Origin of the sequence: Luteimonas chenhongjianii (genome assembly GCF_002327105.1) — a bacterium.
GTDB lineage: Bacteria > Pseudomonadota > Gammaproteobacteria > Xanthomonadales > Xanthomonadaceae > Luteimonas > Luteimonas chenhongjianii.
Genome location: NZ_CP023406.1, coordinates 2,781,923 through 2,804,762, shown reverse-complemented (window position 1 = coordinate 2,804,762; position 22,840 = coordinate 2,781,923). Strand labels below are relative to the sequence as shown.

Here is a 22,840-nt window from a genome sequence, read left to right as displayed (position 1 = left end):
GTTCGGTTTTTTCTGGCGACCGTGGACGGGCCGGCGCCGGCCCGTCTGACTTCAGCAGCAGCCGTGGTCGCCGTGTCGCGTGCCACTGTCGGCGGAGACCGCGATGCCACGGGTTTCTCCGCGCTGGCCGGCGTGGTGATGGTCGGCGATCACTTTCGCCACGCAGCTGGTGACGCGCTTGCCCATCTCGATATGCAGGAACTCGTTGGGACCATGCGCGTTGGAATGCGGTCCGAGCACCCCGGTGATCATGAACTGCGCACCCGGGAATTTCTCTCCCAGCATGCCCATGAACGGGATCGAGCCGCCTTCGCCCATGTACATCGCGGGCTTGTGGAAGAACGCCTGGCTGGCATCTTCGATGGCCCGGGTGAGCCATGGCGACATCGTCGGCGCGTTCCATCCGGTGGCGGCCTTCTCCAGCACCAGGGTGACCGTGGCCCCGTTGGGCGGGTCTGCGAGCAGCGCCTGCTGCAGCAATTCGCCAGCACGCTTCCCGTCGACGGTCGGGGGCAGTCGCAGCGACAGCTTGACCGCGGTATGCGGACGCAACACGTTGCCCGCAGACTGCAAGGGCGGCATGCCGTCGATCCCGGTGACCGACAATGCCGGCCGCCAAGTGCGGTTGAGAACGAGTTCGGACAGGTCTTCGCTGGGTTTTTCGTCGGCGTCCTGGGGAAACATCGGGCGGAGCGCGCCCGTCATCGGGAACTTGTCGTAGACCGCAACATCGAGCACGTCGGCCACGCGGCGCGCTTGTTCGAGGCGTTCGGCCGGAATCTCGGCGTGCAGTCCTTCCAGGAGGATGCGGCCGCTGCGTTCGTCTTCGATGCGCGAGAGCAACTGTCGCAGCAGTCGGAAGCTCGACGGCACGACACCCGACGCGTCGCCCGAATGCACCCCTTCGTCGAGCACCTTGACCGAAAGATTGCCGCCCGTGAGCCCGCGCAGTGACGTGGTGCACCACAGCTGGTCGTAGTTGCCGCAACCCGAGTCCAGGCAGACGACCAGCGACGGCTTGCCGATGCGTTCGGCGAGATGGTCCACGTATGCGGGAAGGTCGTAGCTGCCCGATTCCTCGCACGCCTCGATCAGCACCACGCAGCGCGCGTGCGGCAGGCCCTGCTCGTGCAGCGCGAGGATCGCGGTGAGCGAGCCATAGATCGCATAGCCGTCGTCGGCGCCGCCGCGGCCATATAGCTTGCCGTCGCGCAGGACCGGCTTCCAGGGGCCCAGGTCGTCATCCCAGCCGGTCATTTCCGGCTGCTTGTCGAGGTGTCCGTACAGCAGCACGCAATCGTCGTCGCTGCCACCGTTCGCGGCCGGGATCTCGATGAAGATCACCGGAGTGCGGCCCTCAAGGCGCACGACTTCAAGGGACATGCCCGCAATCGCCTGCGCCCGCGCCCAGTCGGACATCAGCTCGACGGCGCGCTCCATATGTCCGTTCGCGACCCAGTCGGCGTCGAACATCGGCGACTTGTTGGGGATCCGGATGTATTCGACGAGCTGGGGGACGATGTCATCGTCCCATTTGGCGCCGACGAAGCGGTCGGCCTGGCGGGTGTCCATGGGGGAGACTCCGGTTGCGTGGGTTGTCCAATTCTAGCGCGCAGGAACTTTGTAGGATTTTTCCTACGCCACTGCGGGCAATTGGCTGGTTAGTGGCCAACCGCGCGGCGGATATCCTGTCCGCCTGGTGTTGGGAAGACTGGCAGTACCGGCAAGGACGCAGCATCGCCGGTCGGGAATGGATTCCACCCAATACCAAGGAGTTAGACATGAAGTCGATTCGGGCCATGTTTGTGTCGCTGTGCCTGTCGCTGCTGCTTGCAGGCACCGCATTCGCCAACGACACCCAGAAGGTCAACATCAACACCGCCGATGCGGCAACGCTGGCGCGGGCGCTCCACAACGTAGGACAGGCGAAGGCCGAGGCCATCGTTGCTTACCGGAACGAGAACGGTCCTTTCAAGAGCGCCGAACAGCTGGCGATGGTGAAGGGGATCGGGATGAGGACGGTGGAGCAGAACGTCGATCGCATCGAAGTCGGTGCAGCTGCGGCCCGCCCGGCAGCTGCCCGACCGAAGCCTGCGGCACCTGCGGCTGCCGCCGCAGCGAACAAGGGGGCAGCGCCACTGCGCTGACTTGCCCCATCGCTGCCGCCCGCACATGGAGTGCTGGCGGCAGTCGAGGAGCAGGATGCTCCACGGGACCGGCAGGATGCCGTTACAGGGACGTAATCGTCGCCCGCCTCGCATTGGATGCGAACGCGGGCGACCCTTTGTGGGCAGATGAAAACCTGGCGGTGCATGTCCCGGGCCAGGGGCTGGAAAGCCGATCGCCATGCGTGAGCGCTTGTGCCCTGCAGACCGTGGGCAGGTGGATGGATGCTCCTTGGGCATACCGATCTAGACTGCCGGGATGAGCGCACCAGCTGACATCCAGTTTTTGCCCGCGAACGAGGCCCGGCGCGTGCGTTGGCGCAACGACCTCGGCTGGACGCGGGAAATCCACGCGGAGCCGGCTTCGGATGGCGGTGGCTGGCGTTGGCGGATCTCGATCGCGGAGATCGGACAGGCTGCCGCGTTCTCGCGATTCGACGGCGCCGAGCGCGAACAGATGTTGCTGAGCGGCGATGGGCTGAGGCTGCGGTTCGATGATGGCGAGGTCGTAGACCTGGAGCCACCGTACGCACGCTTGCGTTTTTCGGGAGCGCGCGGGCTGCAGGGCGAGCCCGTCGGCCCGGGTGTCAGCGCGCTCAACCTGATGTGGCGCCCCGACCTCGTCGAGGCGGCGACCTGGTTGCGCCCGCTCGTCGGCACGATGCTGGTTTTCGTCGATCCCGGAGACTGTTGGCTTGTGCACGTGCTGGCCGGGCAGGCGTGTCTGGCGAGGACCGCGCTGCCACCGCTCGAGCGCGGTGATACGTTGCTGTTGCGCGCATCCGAGCTGCGCAGCCGTTATGTGCTCGATGGTGGGGGCTCGCTGCTACTTGGGAAGTTCAGTGATGCGACACGGGCGTGATCCCTGCCCGGTTTGAAGAGCGATCAGCCGGGCTGCTCAAGGTAGTGGGCCTGGCGCCGTATCAGCGGGGGGAAAGGTAGGTGGCGTTTCCCTCGAACGTCTGGAGCCGCGGACATCCTGCGGAGATGGCCGCTCGGCCACCTCGGCCCCGGAATGGCTGCTGGTACGGTCGCATTTCGCGGTGCCGCCGCGCGGAGCCTCTACTCCGGAACTCCGGAACTCCGGAACTCCGGAACTCCGGAACTCCGGAACTCCGGAACTCCGGGCCGAGCAGTGCCCGATGCTGCCTGCGGCCTACCGCGCCTGCCCGTTGCCTGAGCCGGGGAGGGCTCCCAATGGCAGCTGCCGGATGTCCGGCCACTGTTGGAGAACCAAAGCAGGAACCATCTTGGGCAGCCGGCTTGAAGTCTTCCTGGAACGGCGTAGCCCGGGCATACGTTGGTCAACTGGCCCCAGGCCTTTTCGCGGACTGGGGGCCCGAGGCGATAGTGGCTTACGTCTTCACCAACTCGTCCAGGCACGCCCGGCCCGGGGACTGAGCGGGCTGCGGCTGCAATGTCCGCCGGGCGCCGACACCGGCACGCGGCGCCGCGCTGCCTTGACCGAGCCGATATCCGCTCGGCGATCGACCGGTCTCGCGCCGCTCCCGTTGCCTGCTGGCGGACCGTTCCGTTCCGGCCGGTGTGGAGCGGGGGCGGTACGTCGCTTCCCCCGCTCCTCCCGCCTCTGCAGGCGATTGCACTCAGAAGCGCAGGTTCACGCTCAGCCAGAGACCGCGGGCCTTGTCCTTGTTGTTGTAGTGGTCGAAATACAGGATCTCGTTGGTGCCGTCATAGCCGGGTGTGTTGTCCAGTTCACGGAACTGGGTGTCGTAGGTCGTGAAATCCCGGTCGAGCAGGTTGTTGATGCGGCCGTTGAGGGTGACGTGTTCGTTGAGCTTGAAGGACGCGCCCAGGTGCAGCACCTCGTAGTCGCGGTAGTAGAGGGGCTCCTGGGTGATCGTATGCAGGGCGAAGTAGCGCTTGGAGCGGGCCTCGGCGGTCAGGAACATGCTCAACCGCTCGCTGGCCTGCCAGTCGAGCGTCGCGTTGGCCATGTGCCGCGCACTGTTGCCCAGCGGAAGGCCGATCTCGCTTCCACTCTTCTGCTCGCTGTCGGTGAAGGTGTAGTTGGCGCGAAAAGCGAAGGTCTCACTGATCTGCCAGCGCCCCGCCACTTCGGCGCCCTGGATCACCACCTCGTCGAGATTGACGGTCCTGTTGCTCGAGGCATAGCCGATGTCGGCGTATTCGCCCGCGCTCGTGCAGGCGAGCGTGGTGCCCGGCCCACAGGCCTGTGACGTGATCTTGTCCTCGAACTCGTTCCGGAACAGGGTGAGGTTGAAGTTGTGGCCCGCCGGGCTCTGCCAGTACACGGCCACTTCGGTGCTGGTGCTGGTCTCGGGCTGCAGGTCGGGGTTGCCGAACAGCGGCTGGGTGCCCTGTCCGCCGAAGCCGGTCACGCCGTCGTAGAGCTGGGTGGTCTTGGGTGTCTTGAAGCCGGTGCTGACGCCGCCCTTGACCGTCCAACTCGGGCTCACCGTGTAAACGCCGTACAGGCGCGGACTGAGGTGGTTGCCGAAGACCTGGTGATCGTCCCAGCGCAGGCCGGCGGTCAGCGCGAACGGCGTGGTCACATACCACGTGTCCTCGGCGAAGACCGAGTACATGTCGTGTTCCTGCTTCATCCCGGGCGTGCCGCTCTCGATGCCGAAGATGCCGTCGGTCAGCTCGCCCCGGATCACCTGCGCGCCGACCACGGCGGTGTGGTCGCCGGCCAGCTTGAAGGGCATGTCGAGCTTGGCGTCGAGCGTGTACTGCGCACTCTCGAGCGTGCGCTTGGGGCGCGGCAGGAACGCGGATTCCGCTAGTGCGCGGCGCTCCGCCAACGGCAGGCCCGCATAGGGACCGGTGCCGTCGATCATCTCCAGCAACTGCGCGCGTTCCTCCACGGTGAACGGCATGGTGCGGCCGTCGTTGTTGGTGGCCACGTGGGCCAGTGACACGAAACTGTTGCCGAAGTCCCAACGCCCCTCGTGGGTCAGTGACCAGGCATCGCGGGTGAACTTCTGCACCGCGCCATAGCCGACGCGCGGATTGGCACGGCGCGCCCAGGTGCCGCCATTGCCGCGACAGGCGGTGGCATTGGCGCCCGTGGCGCCGAGACAGAAGTTGCCGGCACTGAAGATGCTGTTGATGTTGTCGACCGTGCCGACCGGATATTCCTCGACGCCAGCGTCGTTGATCCTGAAGGCGTTGTCGTATTCCTGGCGGGAGGTGTCGTAGTCCAGGGTCAGGCTCTGGCTTTCGGTCGGCGTCCAGACGAGGGTGAGGCCGCCGGCCTTGTTGGTGTTGTCGACGGTCTTGCCGCCACCGCCGAAGCCCAGCGGGCGGCTGTGCTCCACGCCTTCGGGATCGAGGACGGGCGCATAGGTGGGATTCGACGCATCGCGTTCGTACCAGCTGGCGCGCGCGCTGAGGTTCAGTACGCCGGGCGCGAGCGGGCCGGTGACGAAGGCGTCCACGGTGCTGTCGTCGCCGAACTCGCTGTCCTCGAACGAGCGGCCGACCGTGGCCGAGCCGTGCCAGGCATCGAGCACCTTCCGGGTGATGATGTTGATGACGCCACCCATCGCGTCGGCACCGTAGAGTGTGGATGCGGGGCCGCGGATGACCTCGATCCGCTCGATCGCGTCCAGCGGCGGGATGTGGTTGAACTGGTTGCCACCGAAGTTGTTGGGATAGATGTCGCCGTGATTGTTCTGGCGCTTGCCGTCGATCAGGATCAGCGTGTAGTCCGGACCCATGCCGCGCATCGAGACCGAGCCTTGGCCGGTCTTGTCCCGGGTCTCGCCCACATCGACGCCTTCAATGTCGCGCACCGCGTCCAGCAGTGTCATGTAGGGACGGCTGGCCAGGTCTTCCTGGGTAATCACGCTGATGCTGGCCGGTGCATCGGTGAGCTTCTGCTCGAAGCCGGCGGCAGTGACGACGATGGTGTCGAAATCGGTTGGCGCGGAAGCGTCCGCCGCATCCGCAAAGACGGGCGTAGAGATCACGGCGAGCAGGGCGACGGCGAGCGGACGACGGAACGGGAAACGGTTCATGGGGATCTCGAGAAAAATATCGTTACGCGGCGGGCGTCGGCTGGCCGGGTTGAAGGGAGGCGCGGAGCCGGGGGATCGCTCCGTGGGTGGGAAGTGCGGGTCGATCGATCCGGGCCGCGTCGGTAAAGAAGCTCATGGCGACGCCGCACCGGCCCACTGCGGGGTCGGCGTCGCGGACAGGCAAGAGGTCGGCAATGGCCGCGGGGCCGTGAGCTGTGCTTCCGCGGCAAGCCCCGATGCTGGGCGCAGGGTGATGTCGACGGGCAGCGGGCTGTTCGAAGGTGCCGGTGTACGGACACGCGGCCTCCGCGCTGAAGCAACAGCTGCCATGGTTGGGACAAGGCTTCGGCAGAGAGCACTGAAGGCATGCGACCGGACTGGCGCCTTCAGCTTGAAGGCTGTCGCAGAGCCGGTGCAGCCACGCATGGCGTGTCCGCATCGCGGCTGTACGCGGTCTGTTGAGGCGGTGCGCGGTTGGCATGCGGCGCGTAGTTCCGACCGGGCGAAATGCCCGGCAGGAATTCTAACCGAGAATGATTCTCGACATCAAACGAGAACTATTCCACCGACGCGCTTCAGTCCCGGTCGTCGCGCGCCCAGACCCCGCCGTGTTCGATCCGGGTGGGAAACTTGGCCACCGGCTCGTACGCGGGCGCGCAGAGCGCGCGTCCGTCGCGGATGTCGAACCTGGCGCCGTGCAGCACGCACTCGATCGTGGCGGCTTCGGGGTCGAATGCGCCGCCGCCCGACAACGCGAAGTCTTCGTGGCTGCACTGGTCCTCGAGCGCGTAAAGCTCGCCGTCGTGGTTGAAGACCACAATCGGCGCGCCGGTCACTTCGTCGAATCCGCTGCGCATCTCGCCCGGCAGCAGTTCGCCGGTCGCACAGATGTAGGTCCAGGTCTCGCTCATGGTTCGCTCCGGAATCGTTTGTCGAGCACCTCGAAGCGCAGATCGTCGCGCTTCGGCCGGCCGAAGCGGATGTCTCCGTAGGGAAACGGCTTGTGGACTCCGGTGCGCCGGTAGCCGCGACGCGCGTACCACGCGATCAGCGACTCGCGCAGGTCGATCACCGTCATGCGCATGCCGGGCAGGTGCCACTGCTCGCGAGCGATGCGCTCGCATTCGGCGAGCAGTGCATCTCCGGTGCCGCGGCCCTGCAGCGCGGGGTCGACGGCGAACATGCCGAAGTAGCCGTCGCCGTCCTCGATTGCCACGTGGGCACAGGCGAGCAGGCGACCTGCTTCGCCGTCGATCACGACGACCTGGCTGTCGTGTCGGGCGATATCGGCCCGCAGCAGTTCGGGATCGATCCGTGCGCCGTCGAGAAGGTCCGCCTCGGTGGTCCAGCCGGCGCGGCTGCTGTCGCCACGGTAGGCCGAGGTCACCAGGGCGACGAGGGCCGGGATATCGGCCGCCGTGGCGATACGGAAAACGGGTGCGGGCATGGGAGCACGGGAAGTTCGGAGGCGCGCATTATCCCGCGATGCAGGGATGCATGCGATTCGCGGCCCGCTTCATCGCGGCCGGGTCCGCTCTGGCGGCAACCCGAGATGGTCGCGGCTGCGAGGGCGCCCGTGGAGGCGGCTGCGCGGAGATTGGCGCGCGGACGATCCGCCACGCACGCCAGGGCCGCGTTTCAACCCAGCAGGCGTCGCACCTTGAGCAGGGCGGCGACGAAGGTGTCGATCTCGTCATGCGTGTTGTAGAACGCTGGCGAGACGCGGCAGGTCGCGGCCACGCCATAGAACTGCAGCAACGGATGCGCGCAATGCTGGCCGGAGCGGATCGCGACGCCTTCGAGGTCCAGCAGCGTCGCCAGGTCATGGGCGTGCGCGCCCTCGAGCAGGAACGACACCACCGCCGCCTTGCGCGGTGCGTTGCCGAGGATGCGCAGGCCGTCCACCTGCGACAGCGACTCGGTCAGGTGCGCGAGCAGTTCGCCTTCGCGGCGTTCGACCTGCTCGGGCCCCAACCGCTCGAGGTAATCGACCGCCGCGCCCAGGCCCACGAAGCCGGCGATGTTCGGTGTGCCGGCCTCGAACCGGTGCGGCGGGTCGTTGTAGACGATCCGCTCGAAACTGACTTCGCGGATCATCTCGCCGCCGCCGAGGAACGGCGGCATCGCCTCGAGATGTTCGCGCCGCGCCCACAGCGCCCCGGTGCCGGTCGGTCCGCACATCTTGTGGCCGGTGAAGGCGTAGAAGTCGCAACCCAGCGCGGCGATGTCGACGCGCATGTGCGGGACTGCCTGGGAGCCGTCGATGACGGTGACGACACCGCGCCTGCGCGCCTCGCGGCAGATCTCCCGCACCGGGTTCACCGTGCCGAGCACGTTGGAGACATGGGTCAGCGCAAGCAGCTTGACGTCGGGCGTCATCGCGCGCCGAAGCGCATCCAGGTCGAGCGTGCCGTCGTCGAGGATCTCCGCCACACGCACGGTGGCCCCGGTGCGGTCGGCCACCAGCCGCCAGGGCACGATGTTGGCGTGGTGCTCCATCCGCGACACCAGGATGGTGTCGCCGGGCCCCAGGCGTGGCAGCGCCCAGGAATAGGCGACAAGGTTGATCGCGAACGTGGTGCCGCTGCACAGCACCAGTTCGTCGGCGCGCACATTGAGGAAGCGGGCGAGCTTGCCACGCGTGCCCTCGTAGGCTTCCGTGGCCTCGGTGCCGAGCTGGTGGACGGCACGGCTGACGTTGGCGTTCTGCCGCCGGTAATACCCGTCGACCGCCTCGATCACCGACGCCGGCTTCTGCCCGGTATTGGCGTTGTCGAGATAGATCAGCGGCTTGCCGTGGACCTCGCGCAGCAACAGCGGGAAATCCGCGCGCACGGCAGCCCAGTCCACCGCGCCGTCGTGTTGCGCCACGCTGGGCGCGTCGAATGGCGGCATCACCGGCGGCACAGGGCTCATGCGCGGGCGAGCGCGGCCAGGGCGCGGTCGAGGCCGGCTTCGGCCTGCGCGCGCAGTTCCGGCATGGCGATCGCCGCCAATGGCTCGCGCACGAAGGCAGTGGTCAGCAGGCGCCGGGCCTCGGGCGCAGGCAGGCCGCGCGAGCGCAGGTAGAACAGCGCGCCGGGGTCCAGCTGGCCCACGGTTGCGCCATGCGCGGCCTGTACTTCGTCGGCATGGATCACCAGCACTGGCTGGGTGTCGATCTCGGCGGTGGGCGACAGCAGCAGGTTCTTGTTCGACAGGCGGGCGTCGGCGCCGTCGGCCCCCGCATCGATGGTAATGCCGCCATGGAACACCACGCGGCCACGCTGGTCCCCGATGCCGCGCCACTTGAGTTCGCAGGATGTGTCGCGGGCCACGTGGCGGATGCCCAGGCGCGTATCGACATGGGCGCGACCGCCGGCCAGCAGCACGCCGTTGGCGGTCAGCGAGGCGGCCTTGCCGAGCAGGCGCACGTCGAGCTCATGGCGCGACAGCGCGCCGCCCGCTTCGACGTCGACCCGGGTATAGGCCGAGGCGGCCTGGAGCTCGGCATCGGTGCGCAGAAAGCTCGTCGCACCGGCGTCGCGCTGTTGCAGGCGGACATGGCGCAGCGCCGCGCGGTCGGCGAGACGCAGCGACATCACGCTGTTGTCGAGATGGCGGTGCGCGGCGGCGTCGATGTGATGTTCGACCAGGGTCAGCGATGCGTCCGCGCCCAGTGCGATGTGATGGCGCAGGTGCCAGGCGAGATCGCCATCCGCCGGCGCGCCAACGAACACCAGGTGCACAGGGCGCTCGACCTGCGCGCCGTCGGCGACGGTGAGCGAGATGCCGTCATCGGCCAGCGCGGCATTGAGGCGGGCAAACACCGCATCGCCACGGTCCTCGATCAACGGCAGGGAGGCGACCGCGCCGGTGCGGCCGATCGTCAGGCCGGGGATGGGCGCAGTGTCGGACAGTGCGTCGGAATATCCACCGTTGACGAACACGATGCGCGGCGCGGGAATGTCGGCGAGCAGCGCCGTATCCACCATGAACCCGCCGGTCGCAGCGCCGAAGCTCCGGCGTTCGAGCGCCCGAAGCGAGGTGTATTTCCACGATTCGCTGCGCGGTCCGGGCAGGCCGGTCGCAAGCGCGGCATCGAGTGCGGCGCGACGAGTGGCATCGCCGTCGAAGCCGGCAGCGAGGGAGTCGAGCAGCGCGCTCATCAGGCAACGGTCTCCGGGGCAACGCGATCCTTGATCCAGGCATAACCCTGGGCCTCGAGCTGCAGCGCCAGTTCCGGACCGCCGCTCTGCACGATGCGGCCATCGGCGAGCACGTGGACCACGTCGGGCTTGATGTAGTCGAGCAGGCGCTGGTAGTGGGTGATCACGATGAAGGCGCGGTCGGGCGAGCGCAGCGCGTTGACGCCGTCGGCGACGCTCTTGAGCGCGTCGATGTCGAGACCCGAATCGGTTTCGTCGAGGATTGCCAGCTTCGGTTCGAGAACGGCCAGCTGGAAAATCTCGTTGCGCTTCTTCTCGCCGCCCGAGAATCCCTCGTTGACGCCACGGTGCAGCAGGCGGTCGTCGAGGTGCAGCACGGCCAGCTTCTGGCGGACCAGCTTGAGGAACTGCATCGAATCGAGTTCTTCCTCGCCGCGAGCCTTGCGCTGCGCATTGAGCGCGCTGCGCAGGAAATAGGTGTTGTTCACGCCCGGAATTTCGACCGGATACTGGAACGCCAGGAACACGCCGGCAGCGGCCCGCTCCTCGGGCTCCAGCGCCAGCAGGTCGTCGCCTTCGAACGACACATTGCCGGCAGTGACTTCGTACCCGTCACGACCCGACAGGATGTTGCCGAGCGTGGACTTGCCGGCGCCGTTCGGCCCCATGATCGCGTGCACTTCGCCGGGCTTCACATGCAGCGAGAGGCCCTTGAGGATTTCGCGCTCGTTGATGGAGGCGTGGAGGTTGTCGATATTGAGCATGGGATGCGGGATTCGGAAATATGAAAAGGGGAGCAGGGTGGGCGGACGCGACCACGCGCCGCCCGGCCGGCGGGATCAGCCGACCGAGCCTTCCAGCGACACGTCGAGCAGCTTCTTGGCCTCGACCGCGAATTCCATCGGCAGTTCGCGGAACACCTGCTTGCAGAAGCCGTCGACGATCAGGCTGACCGCGTCTTCCTCGCTGATGCCACGTGCGCGGCAGTAGAACATCTGGTCGTCGCTGATCTTCGACGTCGTGGCTTCGTGCTCCACCGTTGCACCGGGATGCTTGACCTCGATGTAGGGGAAGGTGTGCGCGCCGCACTCCTTGCCGATCAGCAGCGAATCGCACTGGGTGTAGTTGCGCGCGCCTTCGGCGCCGGCGCCGATCCGGACCAGGCCGCGATAGGTGTTCTGGCCACGACCGGCGCTGATGCCCTTGCTGACGATCTTCGACTTGGTGCGCTTGCCGACGTGGATCATCTTGGTGCCGGTGTCGGCCTGTTGGCGGTGGTGGGTCAGCGCGACCGAATGGAATTCGCCCGAGGAGTCGTCACCCAGCAGCACGCAGGACGGATACTTCCAGGTGATCGCCGAACCGGTCTCGACCTGGGCCCAGACCACCTTGCTGCGATCGCCACGGCACTCCGCGCGCTTGGTCACGAAGTTGTAGATGCCGCCTTTGCCGTTTTCGTCGCCCGGGTACCAGTTCTGCACCGTCGAATACTTGATCTCGGCGTCTTCCAGCGCGACCAGCTCGACGACCGCCGCATGCAGCTGGTTCTCGTCGCGCATCGGCGCGGTGCAGCCTTCGAGGTAGGACACATAGGCCTTGTCCTCGCAGATCACCAGCGTGCGTTCGAACTGGCCGGTGTGGCCGGCGTTGATGCGGAAATAGGTGGACAGTTCCATCGGGCAGCGCACGCCCTTGGGAATGAACACGAAGCTGCCGTCGGAGAACACCGCCGAGTTGAGCGCGGCGAAGTAGTTGTCGCCCACCGGCACCACGCTGCCGAGGTACTGCTTGACGAGGTCTGGGTGTTCCTGGATCGCCTCGGACATCGAGCAGAAGATGATGCCCTTCTCGGCCAGCTCCTTCTTGAAGGTGGTGCCGACGGAGACCGAGTCGAACACCGCGTCCACCGCGACCCCGGCCAGCCGCGCACGTTCGTGCAGCGGTACGCCCAGTTTGTCGTACGTGTCGAGCAGCTCCTTGGGCACGTCGTCGAGCGAGGCGTACTTGGCCTTGGGCGCGGAGTAGTAGCTGACCGACTGGAAATCGATCGGCGCGATCGAGAGCTTCGCCCAGTGCGGGACCGGCATGGTCAGCCAGTGCCGGTACGCGGCGACGCGCCAGTCGGTCATCCACTGCGGCTCTTCCTTCTTCGCCGAAAGAGCGCGGACGACGTCCTCGTCGAGGCCGGGCGGGAAGCTGTCGGACTCGATGTCGGTGACGAAGCCGGCGTCGTAGCGACGGCCGAGCTGCTCGTGGATTTCGCGGTTGCTTGCAGGTGCTTCGATGATGTCGGTGGCCATGGGGGCTGCCTACTGTCTAGGTGCGGGCGAGGCGGGCGTCGATGCGCTTGGCCCCGCCGGCGGTGGAAATGGAGTGCGGACGCGATGATTCGTCGAGCATCTGCGCCAGGGTCACGGCGCGCAGCGCATCGGCCACCACGTCGTTGATGCGTCGCCAGTTGCCGCTGACGCCGCACTGCTCGGAAATGCCGCAATGGCCGTCGTGGAGGCTGCACTCGGTGATCGCCAGTGGCCCTTCCATGGCCTCGACGATCTCGACGAGCGTGATGCGGGCGGCATCGCGGGCGAGCCGGTAACCGCCGGTGGCGCCGCGGAAGCCCTCGACCAGGCCGGCTTGTGCCAGCGGTTTGAGCAGCTTGCTGACCGTCGGCGCCTCGAGTCCCGAATGTTCGGCAAGCTCGGTCGCACTCATCACCGCCTGCGGGCGGGCGGCGAGCACGGTCAGTACGACGGTTGCGTAGTCGGTGAGTTTGGTGACGCGAAGCACGATGAGGGGAGGCGACCGGTGGCGGATCAAAGCGGACCAAAATTGTACGCTTTTGCGGCGCCCCGCTCAACGCAGCGGCCTTGCAGGTGTTCAGCACGTGGCGCAGTGGCGGGCCGTGGCGATGTTGTCCACAATGCGCCGCAACCCTGACGCGGATCCTGCGATGCCGAACAAGTCCAAGTCCAAGTCCAAGCCGCCGAAGAAGATCGAGGCGCGCCTCTCCAGCATCCATGGCAATGGTGTGTTTGCGACGGGAGCCTTCGCCAAGGGCGAGCGGATCATCCGCTACAAGGGCTTCCTGCGCACCCATGACGATGTCGACGAGGAATATGGCGATGTCGACGAGGACGGGCACACCTTTCTGTTCACGCTCAACGACGAGTACGTGATCGACGCCAACGTCAAGGCCAACGTCGCGCGCTGGATCAACCACAGCTGCGAGCCGAACTGCGAGGCGGTGGTCGAAGAAGACGCCAAGGGCCGGCGCGACAGGGACAAGGTGTTCATCGAGGCGATCCGAGACATCGCGCCCGGCGAGGAGCTGACCTACAACTACGGCATCACCCTGGCCGAGCGTCATACCCCGAAACTGAAGAAGCTCTGGGGCTGCCGCTGTGGTTCGAAGACATGCACCGGGACGATGCTGCAGCCCAAGAAGTGAAGTAAAGCGTCTTCCGCATCGCGGGAGCATCCGCGAGCCCCCTCGGGCCCGAAGAAGCGAGGGCCATCGGCGGGTGCCGATGGTGGCGTAAGTACAGGTGCACTACGGGAATTGCGCGTCAGCGCGGTCGCCTGCTTCTCCGCGGGACCACAACTTCTTGCCTCACGTCTCAGGCGCGCCCCGCCGGCGGGTCCCCTGTATTCCCAGGCTGTGCGGGCTCGGGCGCCCTCGATCGGGGAGCGAAGACAACAGCCCGCCGATCGGTGAGGGCAACACGCGCTGCACCTCGCTGGCGCCGTCGGCTATTGCGGGGGGCGCAGATCATCATGGCCTTCGAAACGTCGGCTGCTTCCGTCTTTCTGTTGCGTGCGCAGCGAGACCGGGTCTGCAACGCGCTGGCGGCGGCGTCGATACAGAGCCGCGTGGCGGCGATGTCGATGATCACGACCGACGTCCCGCCGAAGCCGGCGCGAGCAGATCGGGGGACTGGTCGCTCGCGGGCCGCCTTTCGGCCAAAGACCGTGGGCGCGGCTGAAGTCGAGCGCGTTGAGCGCCCGTGGTGGGTGCGGATTGCCGCCGCGGCGTCCCCGGTGGCTCGCGCGCAGCCAGAGCAGGACCGCCCAATGCTGCGGTGACTCCTGTTGTCGGATGACCTCCAGCGGCAGCGGGGTGTCGGCAGGTTCCGCGGGTACAGGCGGCTTGCCGCTAGGGCCCGTTGCCAGGTCGCTTACGTCCCTGAGCCCGGTGACGCTGCCGGGCACACTACTGCTGGCGGGAACCGCGTTCCGGATACGCGCGCCCTCCGGCACCGCCGCCGCGTGTGACCTCGATCTGGATAGGTGCGGCGCGGCTGCCCAAGGTGAGGCCGCGCCAGGGTTGGGACACCAGGTTCCGCCCTCTGTCGTCAGGCCACCGATGCGCTAGCGCAGGATGATGCCGATGCGCCCGACGAACCCGTCGTACTGGCGCGTCGGCACGTTCGAGTTGTTCCGGGCGTATCCAGCCTCGCCAAAAAGACTGAAGCGCTCGTTCAGTCGCTTCTCGAGACCGGCGGTGACGCGCAATGTGTTGTCGCTGCGATCGTACGGATAGAGGGATGAGAACGGGGCTTTGTAGTCCCGATGCGCGAAGTAGACGCGACCATAGGCTTGCAGATCGTCACGCAGGTCGGTGCGCGCGATCAGCTGGGCGCCATAGCCGTTGTAGCTGAAACGATCGTCGTCGGCATCCGCGCGCAGGCCCAGGAGCGAACCCGTGATCCTCGTGGGGCCGCCGTTGGGACGCCAGAAGTGGCGAACTTCACCCAGCCACTCGCTCTGGTCGTATCCGCTGAAGCGTCGCTCGGTCTGGTTGCGATAGCCGTAACGCAAACGCAGCGTCGTGGTGTGCTCCGGATTGTGGCGGTGGATGAGTTGCGTATCCAGCCGCGGCCGATCGAATACCCGCCCATCATTTCCGAACACATATTCGTAGCTCGGCTGAAATCGCAGCCTGGTCCTGTTGTCAGAGGTCAGCGGCACGTCGTAGCGGGCCGCGATGGCAAGCGGGTAGCGGTTGTAATCCGACTCCGAGGGGAAGATGCGGGCCCCGGCCGATGCGCGCACGATCGCGGGCCCGAGGTCGTAGTTCACGCCGATCTCCCCATCGAAGCCAGATCGGATGCGATCCTGCTCCGGTGAAGTGTCGACGACATCCGGTGGCACCACGTCAAGGCCGTAGGACAGCTCGCCGTCGACCCAAACGCGGTCCTCCTGAGCCCAGGCAGATTGCAGCGCCACTGCAGAGGCGAGAGTCGCCGCGAGCGCGATCCTTTTCATGCGGCCTCCTCGGGACGCGGGTTCGGTGGCGGGCTTTGCGGCCAGGGGTCACGGCCGATCTGGATCCGCGTCGAGGTCGACATGATCGGAATGCTGAGCGCCGATTCCAGCGTGTACCACGAACGCAGTGCGCGGAAGAGGACGTACGCCGGCAGCGAAAGCAGTGCCCGCGGACGATTATTCGCCAGGATCGCAAGGGCCGCCGCCAGCATTGGAGAGCCGATCAGCACGGCCACGATTGCCTGCCAGTGCGGGAGCGCCACCGACGCCGACGTGATCAGGAGCTCCAGAACACCGAATGCGACCAGCGGCATCATCATGGCCCGACGCGAGGTGTTCAGCAGCATGTACGGGAGTACCAGCTTCCCGCGAACGCTGAAGTTGGAGGAACTGATCAGCGAGTGCGCACGAGCGCTGACGTGATACACCGACCGGAACCAGCGCAACCGTTGCTCGCGAAGGTGGGCGAAGCTGGTCGGCACCTCCGACACATAGCCGATGCGCTGGTCGACCAGCGTGCGATATCCGAGTTCCGCGATCCGCAGGGAGAAGTCGGTGTCCTCACCGTTCATGCCAGATGCGAACTGCCCGACCGAGCGCACTGCTTCCGCGCGATAGACGACGAACATGCCGGGGATCCCGACCAGGCCGGACGCTGCGCTGAGTGCGGGAGAATAAAAGCCGTGCTTGACGATCACCTCGACCCGGCGACCCGGATCGAAGATTCCGCCGCCCGGTGGCAGGGGAACTCCGCCGACCGCGCCGACGCTCGGATCGGCGAAATTCTGCATCGCGAGCGCAAGGTTGTCCTCGCGGACATGGGTGTCCGCGTCGATCCGGACAATGAAGTCGTAGCTGGCCCGCATGACCCCTTCGTTCAGGGCGTGCGCCTTTCCCGGGGTGCCGACATGAAGGACCGCGCCTTGGATCGCCCGGCAGGTTTGGATCGTGGCCCGCGCGATCTCCGCCGTCGCGTCCTGCGATCCGTTGTCGATGACGATCACTTCGACCGGTTGCCCGTAATAGGCCGCGGCACGATCGATGTACTGGATCGTCTGGCCGATCACGTACTCCTCGTTATGCGCCGGCACGATGATCGAAATCGGCGGCCTGAAATCGCGACGCAAGTGGCGATTCCGCTCGAAGATTGCAATCACGTAAAGCTGGGCGAACCACACCAGCAGGAGCAGGATGATCCCGGGGCCGATGCCGCCGAGCAGGGTGATCCTGCGCAGTTCGTCAAACAGCGGGTTGGGCGTCAATGCAGCCCATGTCGATACGATCGTAGCCACCGCCCCGGTCAGTCCCAAGCGCCAGAACGTCCGGGTGTTGGGCTGATGCCCGCGCACGACCGGAACAGGTGAAGGCATGGCGCCACGCCGGATGATGACAAAAGCGAATACCGCGAAGCCGGCGAAACCGGCCATGACCTGGATCGCGAGCAGGGGGAACGGCGACCCCGTGTAGGCGAACAGGGCGATGCTTCCCATGTCGAGGATGAGACACAAGGCGATATAGCGCAGGCATACATCGAGACAGAACAGGATCCGTGCCCGAGCCGTTCCTGCCGCGTAAATCGAGAATGCGACGAAGAAGGACAGCATGAAGGTGCGGATCGAGACCGCGCTGAACCCGACGTACGGCCCAAGCACATAATCGTGGGCGTAGAAGATGTGATCGAGATGACCAAGCTCGAACACCCACAGTTGAAGCAGCGCAAGGATGGCAAAGGTCAGCAGGAGCGCTGGCGCGCGCGACAGCGCCACTGGAGACGCCAGACCGCCGGCCAAGCTGTCGGCCGATCCGAAAGTGGCTCGCCGACGGTCGGACTCCGGAGGAAGCATTAGCGTGCAGCATCGGCAGTGGCGCGGGGCGCGCCGGTTGCACCCGCCGCCGGCGCGGCCACCTCGGCCGGCCGATTGAGAGTCACCAGCAGAGCGACAGCTGCCCTGGCCGCACCGGCCTGTGGCGAGAACCGCTCCACGACCGCTCCCTCGCGCTCGTCGCCAGGAAAGTAGACCAGCCATTGCTGTCCAGCCGGGCGAACCTGAGCCAGCGCCGCCGACAGGTCTCCGCTCAGCACCTCGATCGTGGAACCTGGCTGTGTGGGAGAGAAGGAAATCGACGTCGGGTTCATCTGCCCCAGCAGCAGGGCCGAGGTCTGCGCCTGCGGCGCGCTGAGCGGACCGCTACCGAGCGCGACCGGCATGTTGGCGTGCAGCAGTGCCGCCAACTGTGCAAGCGGGGTAACAACGCGCTCACCCCCGCCAACGAGCACCGTGTCGGGCAGCATCTCCGCTGCGATCAGGCGACGCGAGCCGCAACGTAGCTCGTCCCGCTCATGCGCCGTCAAGGTGATGGCCAGTTCATTGCGTTCGGCGTGATCGGCGGCCGGCAATGCAACCGAGGTGTCAAGGCGCTGGTCCACGTCGCTCAGGGTGCGCGTGAGCAACAGATGGTCGTTCAACGTGACGAACAAGGCGGTGCGGGTCTCGCCTATCGGCCCCATCAACATGCGCAGGTCAAGGGCCGACGGCAATTCTCCGTTCGGCAGCTGCGACACGTCATAGCGGTAGCGCCAGGTGGTCTCGCGGTCGAAGCGACGGGCCCCGGCATTCTCACCCGCCGAGGCGAGGCTGATGGGGTAGCGCAGCTCTGGCAAGCGCAACGGACGGCCGGCCGCGGCTTTCTCCAGGTCGACCAGTTGCTGGCCGGCATAGCCGCTGTCTCCGAAATAGATGCCATAGCCTCTTTGGACGAGGCGTGCCGCAGTGATCAGCGTGACGGAGTCGCCGGCTTTCTCGTCGGCGCCCCATTTCACCGGGATCAGGTCACCCCAGAGCGCCAGCCGGTCGGCCGTCGTCGAGGCTGGCTTGTCGAGCGCCAGTCGCAGGCCGGTCTCCGGCAGGATGGTGACGACCGCAGCCAGCGCTTCGTTCGGCGTGCATTCCGCCATCGGTCCATGGCCGACGAGCGCAAGCCGCACATCGAGCTCGCCAGCCGCCAGTTCGGTCGGGGTGAGCTCCACCTGGACGCGTTGGCGGGCCGGCCCGTGCTGGAGCACGGTGTCCGCGCGCTTGATGCCGTTGATGGTGACGCGCAGCGCGCCTTCGGCCCCCGGAACCGCGTCCGACATGAAGGCGAGGTTGTACGTGCCGCTCAGTGGCCGGCTGTCGCTGGGCAACTGGAATTGCTCGCTCGCGTAGGACGGGAATCCGGAGAGAATCAGGGGTGCGTCGGGATGGACTTGCGCGACGAATACGTCCTTCCCGCCATCGTTGTCATCCTGGAATGAAAGGGAGCCGCGCTGGTAGTCACCGAACACCGGAACGGTGACCTGAGCGTTTCGCCCCATGACGCGATCGAAAACCCCGCTCTGCTCCACCGCGATGAGCAAGCCGACGAAGAGAAGTGCCAGCAGGCACAAAACCCACAGTCTCATATACCTTCTCCTTCATCGTTGGGTCGTGCTTCGTGCGCGGGGGACGACCGGTCAGGCTCTTCCAGCGCCGCACGACGTGACTTGTTCCAGGCAGAGCGGGCGCGGATCTGGCTCCGATCAACCCGGTCTACATAACGGTCCGAAATCTCGAGGGTTTCGGTGAGCAGTGCATCGGTCAGCAGGATCGGATCCAGGCCAAGCCCGCGAAAGGTGGCGTTGCTGACCCGCAAGTCGTTTTCGGCAGCTTCCTCGCGGGGATTCGGGACGAAATTGACCACTGCCCCAGTGAACCTGGAAACCAGCTCTGCAAGATCCCGCACACGCAGCGTTTCCGCCGCCTGGTTAAGAATCTTGACGCGATCTCCGCGTTGCGGCGGGTTCGCGATTGCGAGTTCGACGCACCGGACCGTGTCTTCGACATGGATGAACGCGCGGGTCTGACCGCCCGTACCGTGGACGGTCAGCGGGTAGCCAATCGCTGCCTGGACAAGGAAGCGATTGAGAACCGTCCCATACTCGCCCTCGTAGTCGAAGCGGTTGACCAAGGCCGGATGAAGGCGGGTTTCCTGCGTCTGAGTTCCCCAGACCACCCCCTGGTGAAGATCGGTAACCCGAACGCCGTCGTTGTGGGCGTAATACTGGAACAGGAGCTGGTCCACAGACTTGGTCAGGTGGTAAACACTTCCCGGCTGCGTCGGGAAAAGTATCTCCCGGTCGATCAAGGCACCATTGTCGTCCGGAACTTTGACCTTGAGGTACCCTTCCGGAATCTCGAATCCGGCACCGTAGTAGCCGTAGACACCCATCGTGCCGAGGTGAACCACGTGACAGTCCAGGTCCGCCTCGACGAGTGCCACCAGCAGGTTGTGCGTACCGCAGACATTATTGTCCATCGTGTAGCGCTTTTCGACCTGCCCACGCATCGAATACGGAGCGGATCGTTGCTCGGCAAAATGCACGATCGCGTCGGGACGTTCCGTATCGACGAGCGCAGCCAGACGCGCATAGTCTTTCGCGATATCCACATACTGGAAACGAATGACGTTACCGCTGACCTCGCGCCATGCGTTCAGCCGCACGTCGATCGTCGAGATGGGGGTGAGGCTTTGCGCGCCCATCTCCGCGTCAATGCGTCGCCGCGAGAGGTTGTCGACAATCACAACGTCATGGCCGAGGTAGGACAGATGCAGTGCCGTAGGCCAACCGCAGAAACCGTCGCCGCCAAGAACTAATATCTTGGACATTAACTTACCCTCGTCCCGATCGACCGATCGCGCGGACGATTAATCCGACGCAGTCATGACAGCGGGGACGTGCTGACTCGGTGATAAGGCTGAATTGAGGGGCTTTGAGCGCAGGTGGTTGCTGTCAACGCGAAGCTAGTGCGCCAGAAGTGTTTACTACGTGACGCCTGAGTTACTGAAGAGGCCGCTTTTTCAGAGGAGAGATCTGAATACGATGGCCTATCCCGGAGGCTTTCAGCACACCGCTGCCGATGTCGACAAGGGCGGCCATACCTCTCTGCTTTCGCTCAACGACGGGTGCGTGGTCGACGCCAGGGTCAAGGCCAGCGTCAAGGCCAGCGTCGCACGCTGGACCAACCAAGCTGCGCGCCGAACTGCGAGGCGAATGGTCGAAGAAGACGCCAAAGGCTGGCGCTACAGGGGCAAGTGTCCATCAAGGGGATCTCGCAACATTGCGCTGGCAGGGAGCTCACCTACAACTGCGGCATCACCCTGGCCGAGCGCCCCGAAGAATGGAAAAGCTTCGGGGTGCGCTGTGGTGGAAGAAATACTCCGGGACGATGCCGCAGCCCAATGAAGCGGCGGTCCAGCGCGGACGCGACGTCCCGCCCCCCGCGTCTACCGCGACGGGGAGGCACGTGGGTGCACGCCGCAGTTCTGATGGTGCGGCCTTTACCGCATTGGCACGAGTAGGCGGAACTCGCGCGGGCGGCCCGACCAGCGGGCAAGGAACTCGGCCGCCGCCTCGGAGGTCGGGGTGGGTCACCCGGCGCCGGCGTTGCCACGCCGGAGCTCCGCATCAGGGCGTCGAAACCTCGCGCAGGTCCGCCGAGGCGATCCGCCACGTGCGCTGTGCATCGCTGGCGCCATCGACCGCCGCTCGGCGCAGCACGTACTCGCCCTCGAAACGGCGGCTGCTGCCGTCGGTCTGCTGCGCGCGCAGGGACACGGGGACCCGGATGAAGCGCGAGCCGGCGGCGCTTTCGATTGCGCCGGGTGTGCCGATGTCGACCATGACCACCGACGTTCCATCGAAGCCCGCGGCGAACCCGTCGGGCGACTGGCCGCTTGCACGGCCGCCGTCCGACCAGAGGGCATAGGCACGGCCATAATCGAGCGCATTGATCGCGGCGTAGTAAGTGCGGATGACCGCCGCGGCCTCGTCCGGCGAAGGCTCCGGCGCGGCCAGCGCCTCATCGACCGAGGCAGTGGCGAGACCGGTTTCCGGATTGTCCTCGAGCGGCAACAGGGGGTCCTCAGGCGCGGCTTGGGCCTCGGGTTGCGCGCCGCCAAGGGGCACGTCGCCGGGGCCCTGCACCCCGCTGAGCCCGGTGACGCTGCCGGCGGGCTGCTGTGGCCGTGGGAGCGATCCGTCGGCGGCCTGCCTGTTGGCGCCGGTCTCGTGCTCGGCCGCATCGCGTCCGCAGCCGCCCAGCGCGCATGCGAGCGCAAGCGCGGTTCCCAGCGCGGCAAGGGCACGCAAGCTGCGGTGCTCAGCGCTCAAGGCGCACCACCACGCGGCCGTCGATGATCTCGACATCGCCGATGTGCTTGCCTGTCGGCAGCTTCGCCAGCAGATCGTCGTCCAGCCGGTAGACCGGCTCATTGCGCGCGTATTCCGCCAGCAGGCTGTTGACCACGCCACGCGCACCGCCGCTCAACCACCGGTTGGCGCCGGGCAGATCGAACTCGAGCAGCTCGGGATCCTGCAGGTGCAGGCTGCGCGTTGCCGCGTCGTAGCGCAGGCCGCTTGCCAGGGCAAGGTGGCCGGGACCGCCATCGGCGAGGCCGCCGATGGCGACATCGAAATCCAGGCGCAGCCGGTGCTCGCCGCGCGGGATCGACAGCCGCGGGTCGTCGAGCGTGACCTGGACCAGTCCGCCAAGCGTGGCGAAGGTCCGGGGAAAACGCGTATCGAGTTGGCGTTGCAGCTGCGGGGCGCTGAACGCGACCTGGTCGTTGAGCCAGGCCGAAACTACGCCCAGCGAGGTGCAGGCGGCGGTCGCCAGGATCAGCAGCGATATGGCGGTGAAACGGTATGGACGACGCATGGTCTGCTCGGAAACGACAATGAACGCACCCTACCGGGATGCAGTGAATACCGGATTAGCGCCGTTCAAATGGGCGCCGGCGCTAGTTCCCGGCGGTGCGGCTGAAGCCATGCGAGCAGCATGCCCAGCAGAAGCATCGCGACGAGATCGAAGCCGATCTGTTTGATGGTCAGCGCAAGCGGAAACGGCTGTCCGGCATGGGCAAGCAGGTGCCAAGGCACGAACGAGACCAGCGCGATGGCCAGGCCGAAGCGTGCGCCCTGCCAGCGCTTGCTGCGCGCAGGTGGTGGCAACCAGCGATAGAGCCAGGTCATCCCCAGACCCAGCGACGCGTACGCGAGCAGGATCCAGCCGACCTGCGCGTTGGCGTCCGCCTGGGAGCGGAACAGGTGTGCGAGCGCCAGGTAATCGGCGCGGAGCAGGAGGCCATGCACGATGAAGCCCAGTGCAAGCGCGGTGGCGACCACCGTGAAGCCGCAGATCCAGAACCGTTTGTCCATTAACCAATATCCGGAAAA

Annotated in this window: 20 protein-coding genes; 4 read left to right on the top strand and 16 right to left on the bottom strand. The window is 66.2% G+C overall.

Translation table 11 applies throughout. The features are described 5' to 3' along the window. Positions 1–51 precede the first annotated feature (51 nt). Complete coding sequence (locus CNR27_RS12690) at positions 52–1,572, bottom strand: M20 family metallopeptidase (RefSeq protein WP_096299318.1); 1,521 nt, start codon at positions 1,570–1,572, stop codon at positions 52–54. Positions 1,573–1,781: 209 nt separating this feature from the next. Here CNR27_RS12690 and CNR27_RS12685 point away from each other — a divergent pair, with 209 nt between their 5' ends. Together CNR27_RS12685 and CNR27_RS12680 are read left to right on the top strand one after the other, a co-directional pair. Further along, on the top strand, positions 1,782–2,147 hold the full coding sequence (locus tag CNR27_RS12685; protein ID WP_096299317.1) for a ComEA family DNA-binding protein: 366 nt from the start codon (positions 1,782–1,784) through the stop codon (positions 2,145–2,147). Between the two features lie 277 nt (positions 2,148–2,424). Further along, positions 2,425–3,027 carry a HutD/Ves family protein gene (locus tag CNR27_RS12680; RefSeq protein WP_096299316.1) on the top strand — a complete coding sequence of 201 codons (603 nt, stop codon included), beginning with the start codon at positions 2,425–2,427 and terminating at the stop codon, positions 3,025–3,027. A gap of 742 nt (positions 3,028–3,769) precedes the next feature. On the opposite strand, the gene CNR27_RS12675 is transcribed toward CNR27_RS12680, so the two are convergent. The 8 genes from CNR27_RS12675 to CNR27_RS12640 form a co-directional block, all read right to left on the bottom strand. Next, entirely contained in the window at positions 3,770–6,172 is a 2,403-nt protein-coding gene (locus CNR27_RS12675; RefSeq protein ID WP_096299314.1) for a TonB-dependent receptor domain-containing protein, read from the bottom strand. A gap of 575 nt (positions 6,173–6,747) precedes the next feature. Next, complete coding sequence (locus CNR27_RS12670) at positions 6,748–7,083, bottom strand: non-heme iron oxygenase ferredoxin subunit (protein ID WP_096299312.1); 336 nt, start codon at positions 7,081–7,083, stop codon at positions 6,748–6,750. Beyond that, the gene (locus CNR27_RS12665) at positions 7,080–7,619 is read right to left on the bottom strand and encodes a GNAT family N-acetyltransferase (protein ID WP_096299310.1); all 540 of its coding nucleotides are present in this window, start codon (positions 7,617–7,619) and stop codon (positions 7,080–7,082) included. Before CNR27_RS12665 ends, CNR27_RS12670 begins: the two co-directional genes overlap by 4 nt. Before the next feature lie 191 nt (positions 7,620–7,810). Then, a complete protein-coding gene (locus CNR27_RS12660) occupies positions 7,811–9,067 on the bottom strand; it encodes a cysteine desulfurase (RefSeq protein WP_096299308.1) in 1,257 nt (418 codons plus the stop codon). Positions 9,068–9,084: 17 nt separating this feature from the next. After that, positions 9,085–10,320, bottom strand: a complete 1,236-nt coding sequence (sufD, locus tag CNR27_RS12655) for a Fe-S cluster assembly protein SufD (RefSeq protein WP_096299306.1) — start codon at positions 10,318–10,320, stop codon at positions 9,085–9,087. Continuing rightward, positions 10,320–11,084, bottom strand: coding sequence for a Fe-S cluster assembly ATPase SufC (gene sufC / locus CNR27_RS12650; protein ID WP_096299305.1), 765 nt, complete (start codon positions 11,082–11,084; stop codon positions 10,320–10,322). Before sufC ends, sufD begins: the two co-directional genes overlap by 1 nt. A gap of 75 nt (positions 11,085–11,159) precedes the next feature. Then, positions 11,160–12,620 (bottom strand): Fe-S cluster assembly protein SufB, encoded by a 1,461-nt coding sequence (gene sufB / locus CNR27_RS12645; protein ID WP_096299303.1) that lies wholly within the window; start codon positions 12,618–12,620, stop codon positions 11,160–11,162. Positions 12,621–12,636: 16 nt separating this feature from the next. Next, positions 12,637–13,107: an SUF system Fe-S cluster assembly regulator gene (locus tag CNR27_RS12640; protein WP_096299301.1), complete on the bottom strand. Its 471-nt coding sequence runs from the start codon at positions 13,105–13,107 to the stop codon at positions 12,637–12,639. Positions 13,108–13,270: 163 nt separating this feature from the next. Here CNR27_RS12640 and CNR27_RS12635 point away from each other — a divergent pair, with 163 nt between their 5' ends. Together CNR27_RS12635 and CNR27_RS12630 are read left to right on the top strand one after the other, a co-directional pair. Then, on the top strand, positions 13,271–13,768 hold the full coding sequence (locus CNR27_RS12635; RefSeq protein ID WP_096299299.1) for an SET domain-containing protein: 498 nt from the start codon (positions 13,271–13,273) through the stop codon (positions 13,766–13,768). Between the two features lie 326 nt (positions 13,769–14,094). Further along, positions 14,095–14,403, top strand: coding sequence for a hypothetical protein (locus CNR27_RS12630; protein WP_096299297.1), 309 nt, complete (start codon positions 14,095–14,097; stop codon positions 14,401–14,403). A 285-nt stretch (positions 14,404–14,688) separates the two neighbouring features. Here the strand turns inward: CNR27_RS12630 and CNR27_RS12625 are convergent, their stop codons facing one another. From CNR27_RS12625 to CNR27_RS12595, 7 genes are all read right to left on the bottom strand, one after another. Beyond that, positions 14,689–15,585: a porin family protein gene (locus CNR27_RS12625; protein WP_096299295.1), complete on the bottom strand. Its 897-nt coding sequence runs from the start codon at positions 15,583–15,585 to the stop codon at positions 14,689–14,691. Beyond that, entirely contained in the window at positions 15,582–17,375 is a 1,794-nt protein-coding gene (locus CNR27_RS12620; protein ID WP_222843099.1) for a glycosyltransferase family 2 protein, read from the bottom strand. Before CNR27_RS12620 ends, CNR27_RS12625 begins: the two co-directional genes overlap by 4 nt. A 53-nt stretch (positions 17,376–17,428) precedes the next feature. Continuing rightward, positions 17,429–19,027 (bottom strand): cellulose biosynthesis cyclic di-GMP-binding regulatory protein BcsB, encoded by a 1,599-nt coding sequence (locus CNR27_RS12615; protein ID WP_096299291.1) that lies wholly within the window; start codon positions 19,025–19,027, stop codon positions 17,429–17,431. Next, positions 19,024–20,271, bottom strand: coding sequence for an NAD-dependent epimerase/dehydratase family protein (locus tag CNR27_RS12610; protein WP_096299289.1), 1,248 nt, complete (start codon positions 20,269–20,271; stop codon positions 19,024–19,026). Before CNR27_RS12610 ends, CNR27_RS12615 begins: the two co-directional genes overlap by 4 nt. A gap of 799 nt (positions 20,272–21,070) precedes the next feature. Continuing rightward, on the bottom strand, positions 21,071–21,775 hold the full coding sequence (locus CNR27_RS12605) for a hypothetical protein (RefSeq protein ID WP_096299287.1): 705 nt from the start codon (positions 21,773–21,775) through the stop codon (positions 21,071–21,073). Next, complete coding sequence (locus CNR27_RS12600; protein WP_096299285.1) at positions 21,765–22,322, bottom strand: DUF1439 domain-containing protein; 558 nt, start codon at positions 22,320–22,322, stop codon at positions 21,765–21,767. The genes CNR27_RS12605 and CNR27_RS12600 overlap by 11 nt, the downstream gene beginning before the upstream one ends. Before the next feature lie 65 nt (positions 22,323–22,387). Beyond that, the gene (locus CNR27_RS12595; protein WP_096299283.1) at positions 22,388–22,822 is read right to left on the bottom strand and encodes a hypothetical protein; all 435 of its coding nucleotides are present in this window, start codon (positions 22,820–22,822) and stop codon (positions 22,388–22,390) included. Positions 22,823–22,840: the final 18 nt, after the last annotated feature.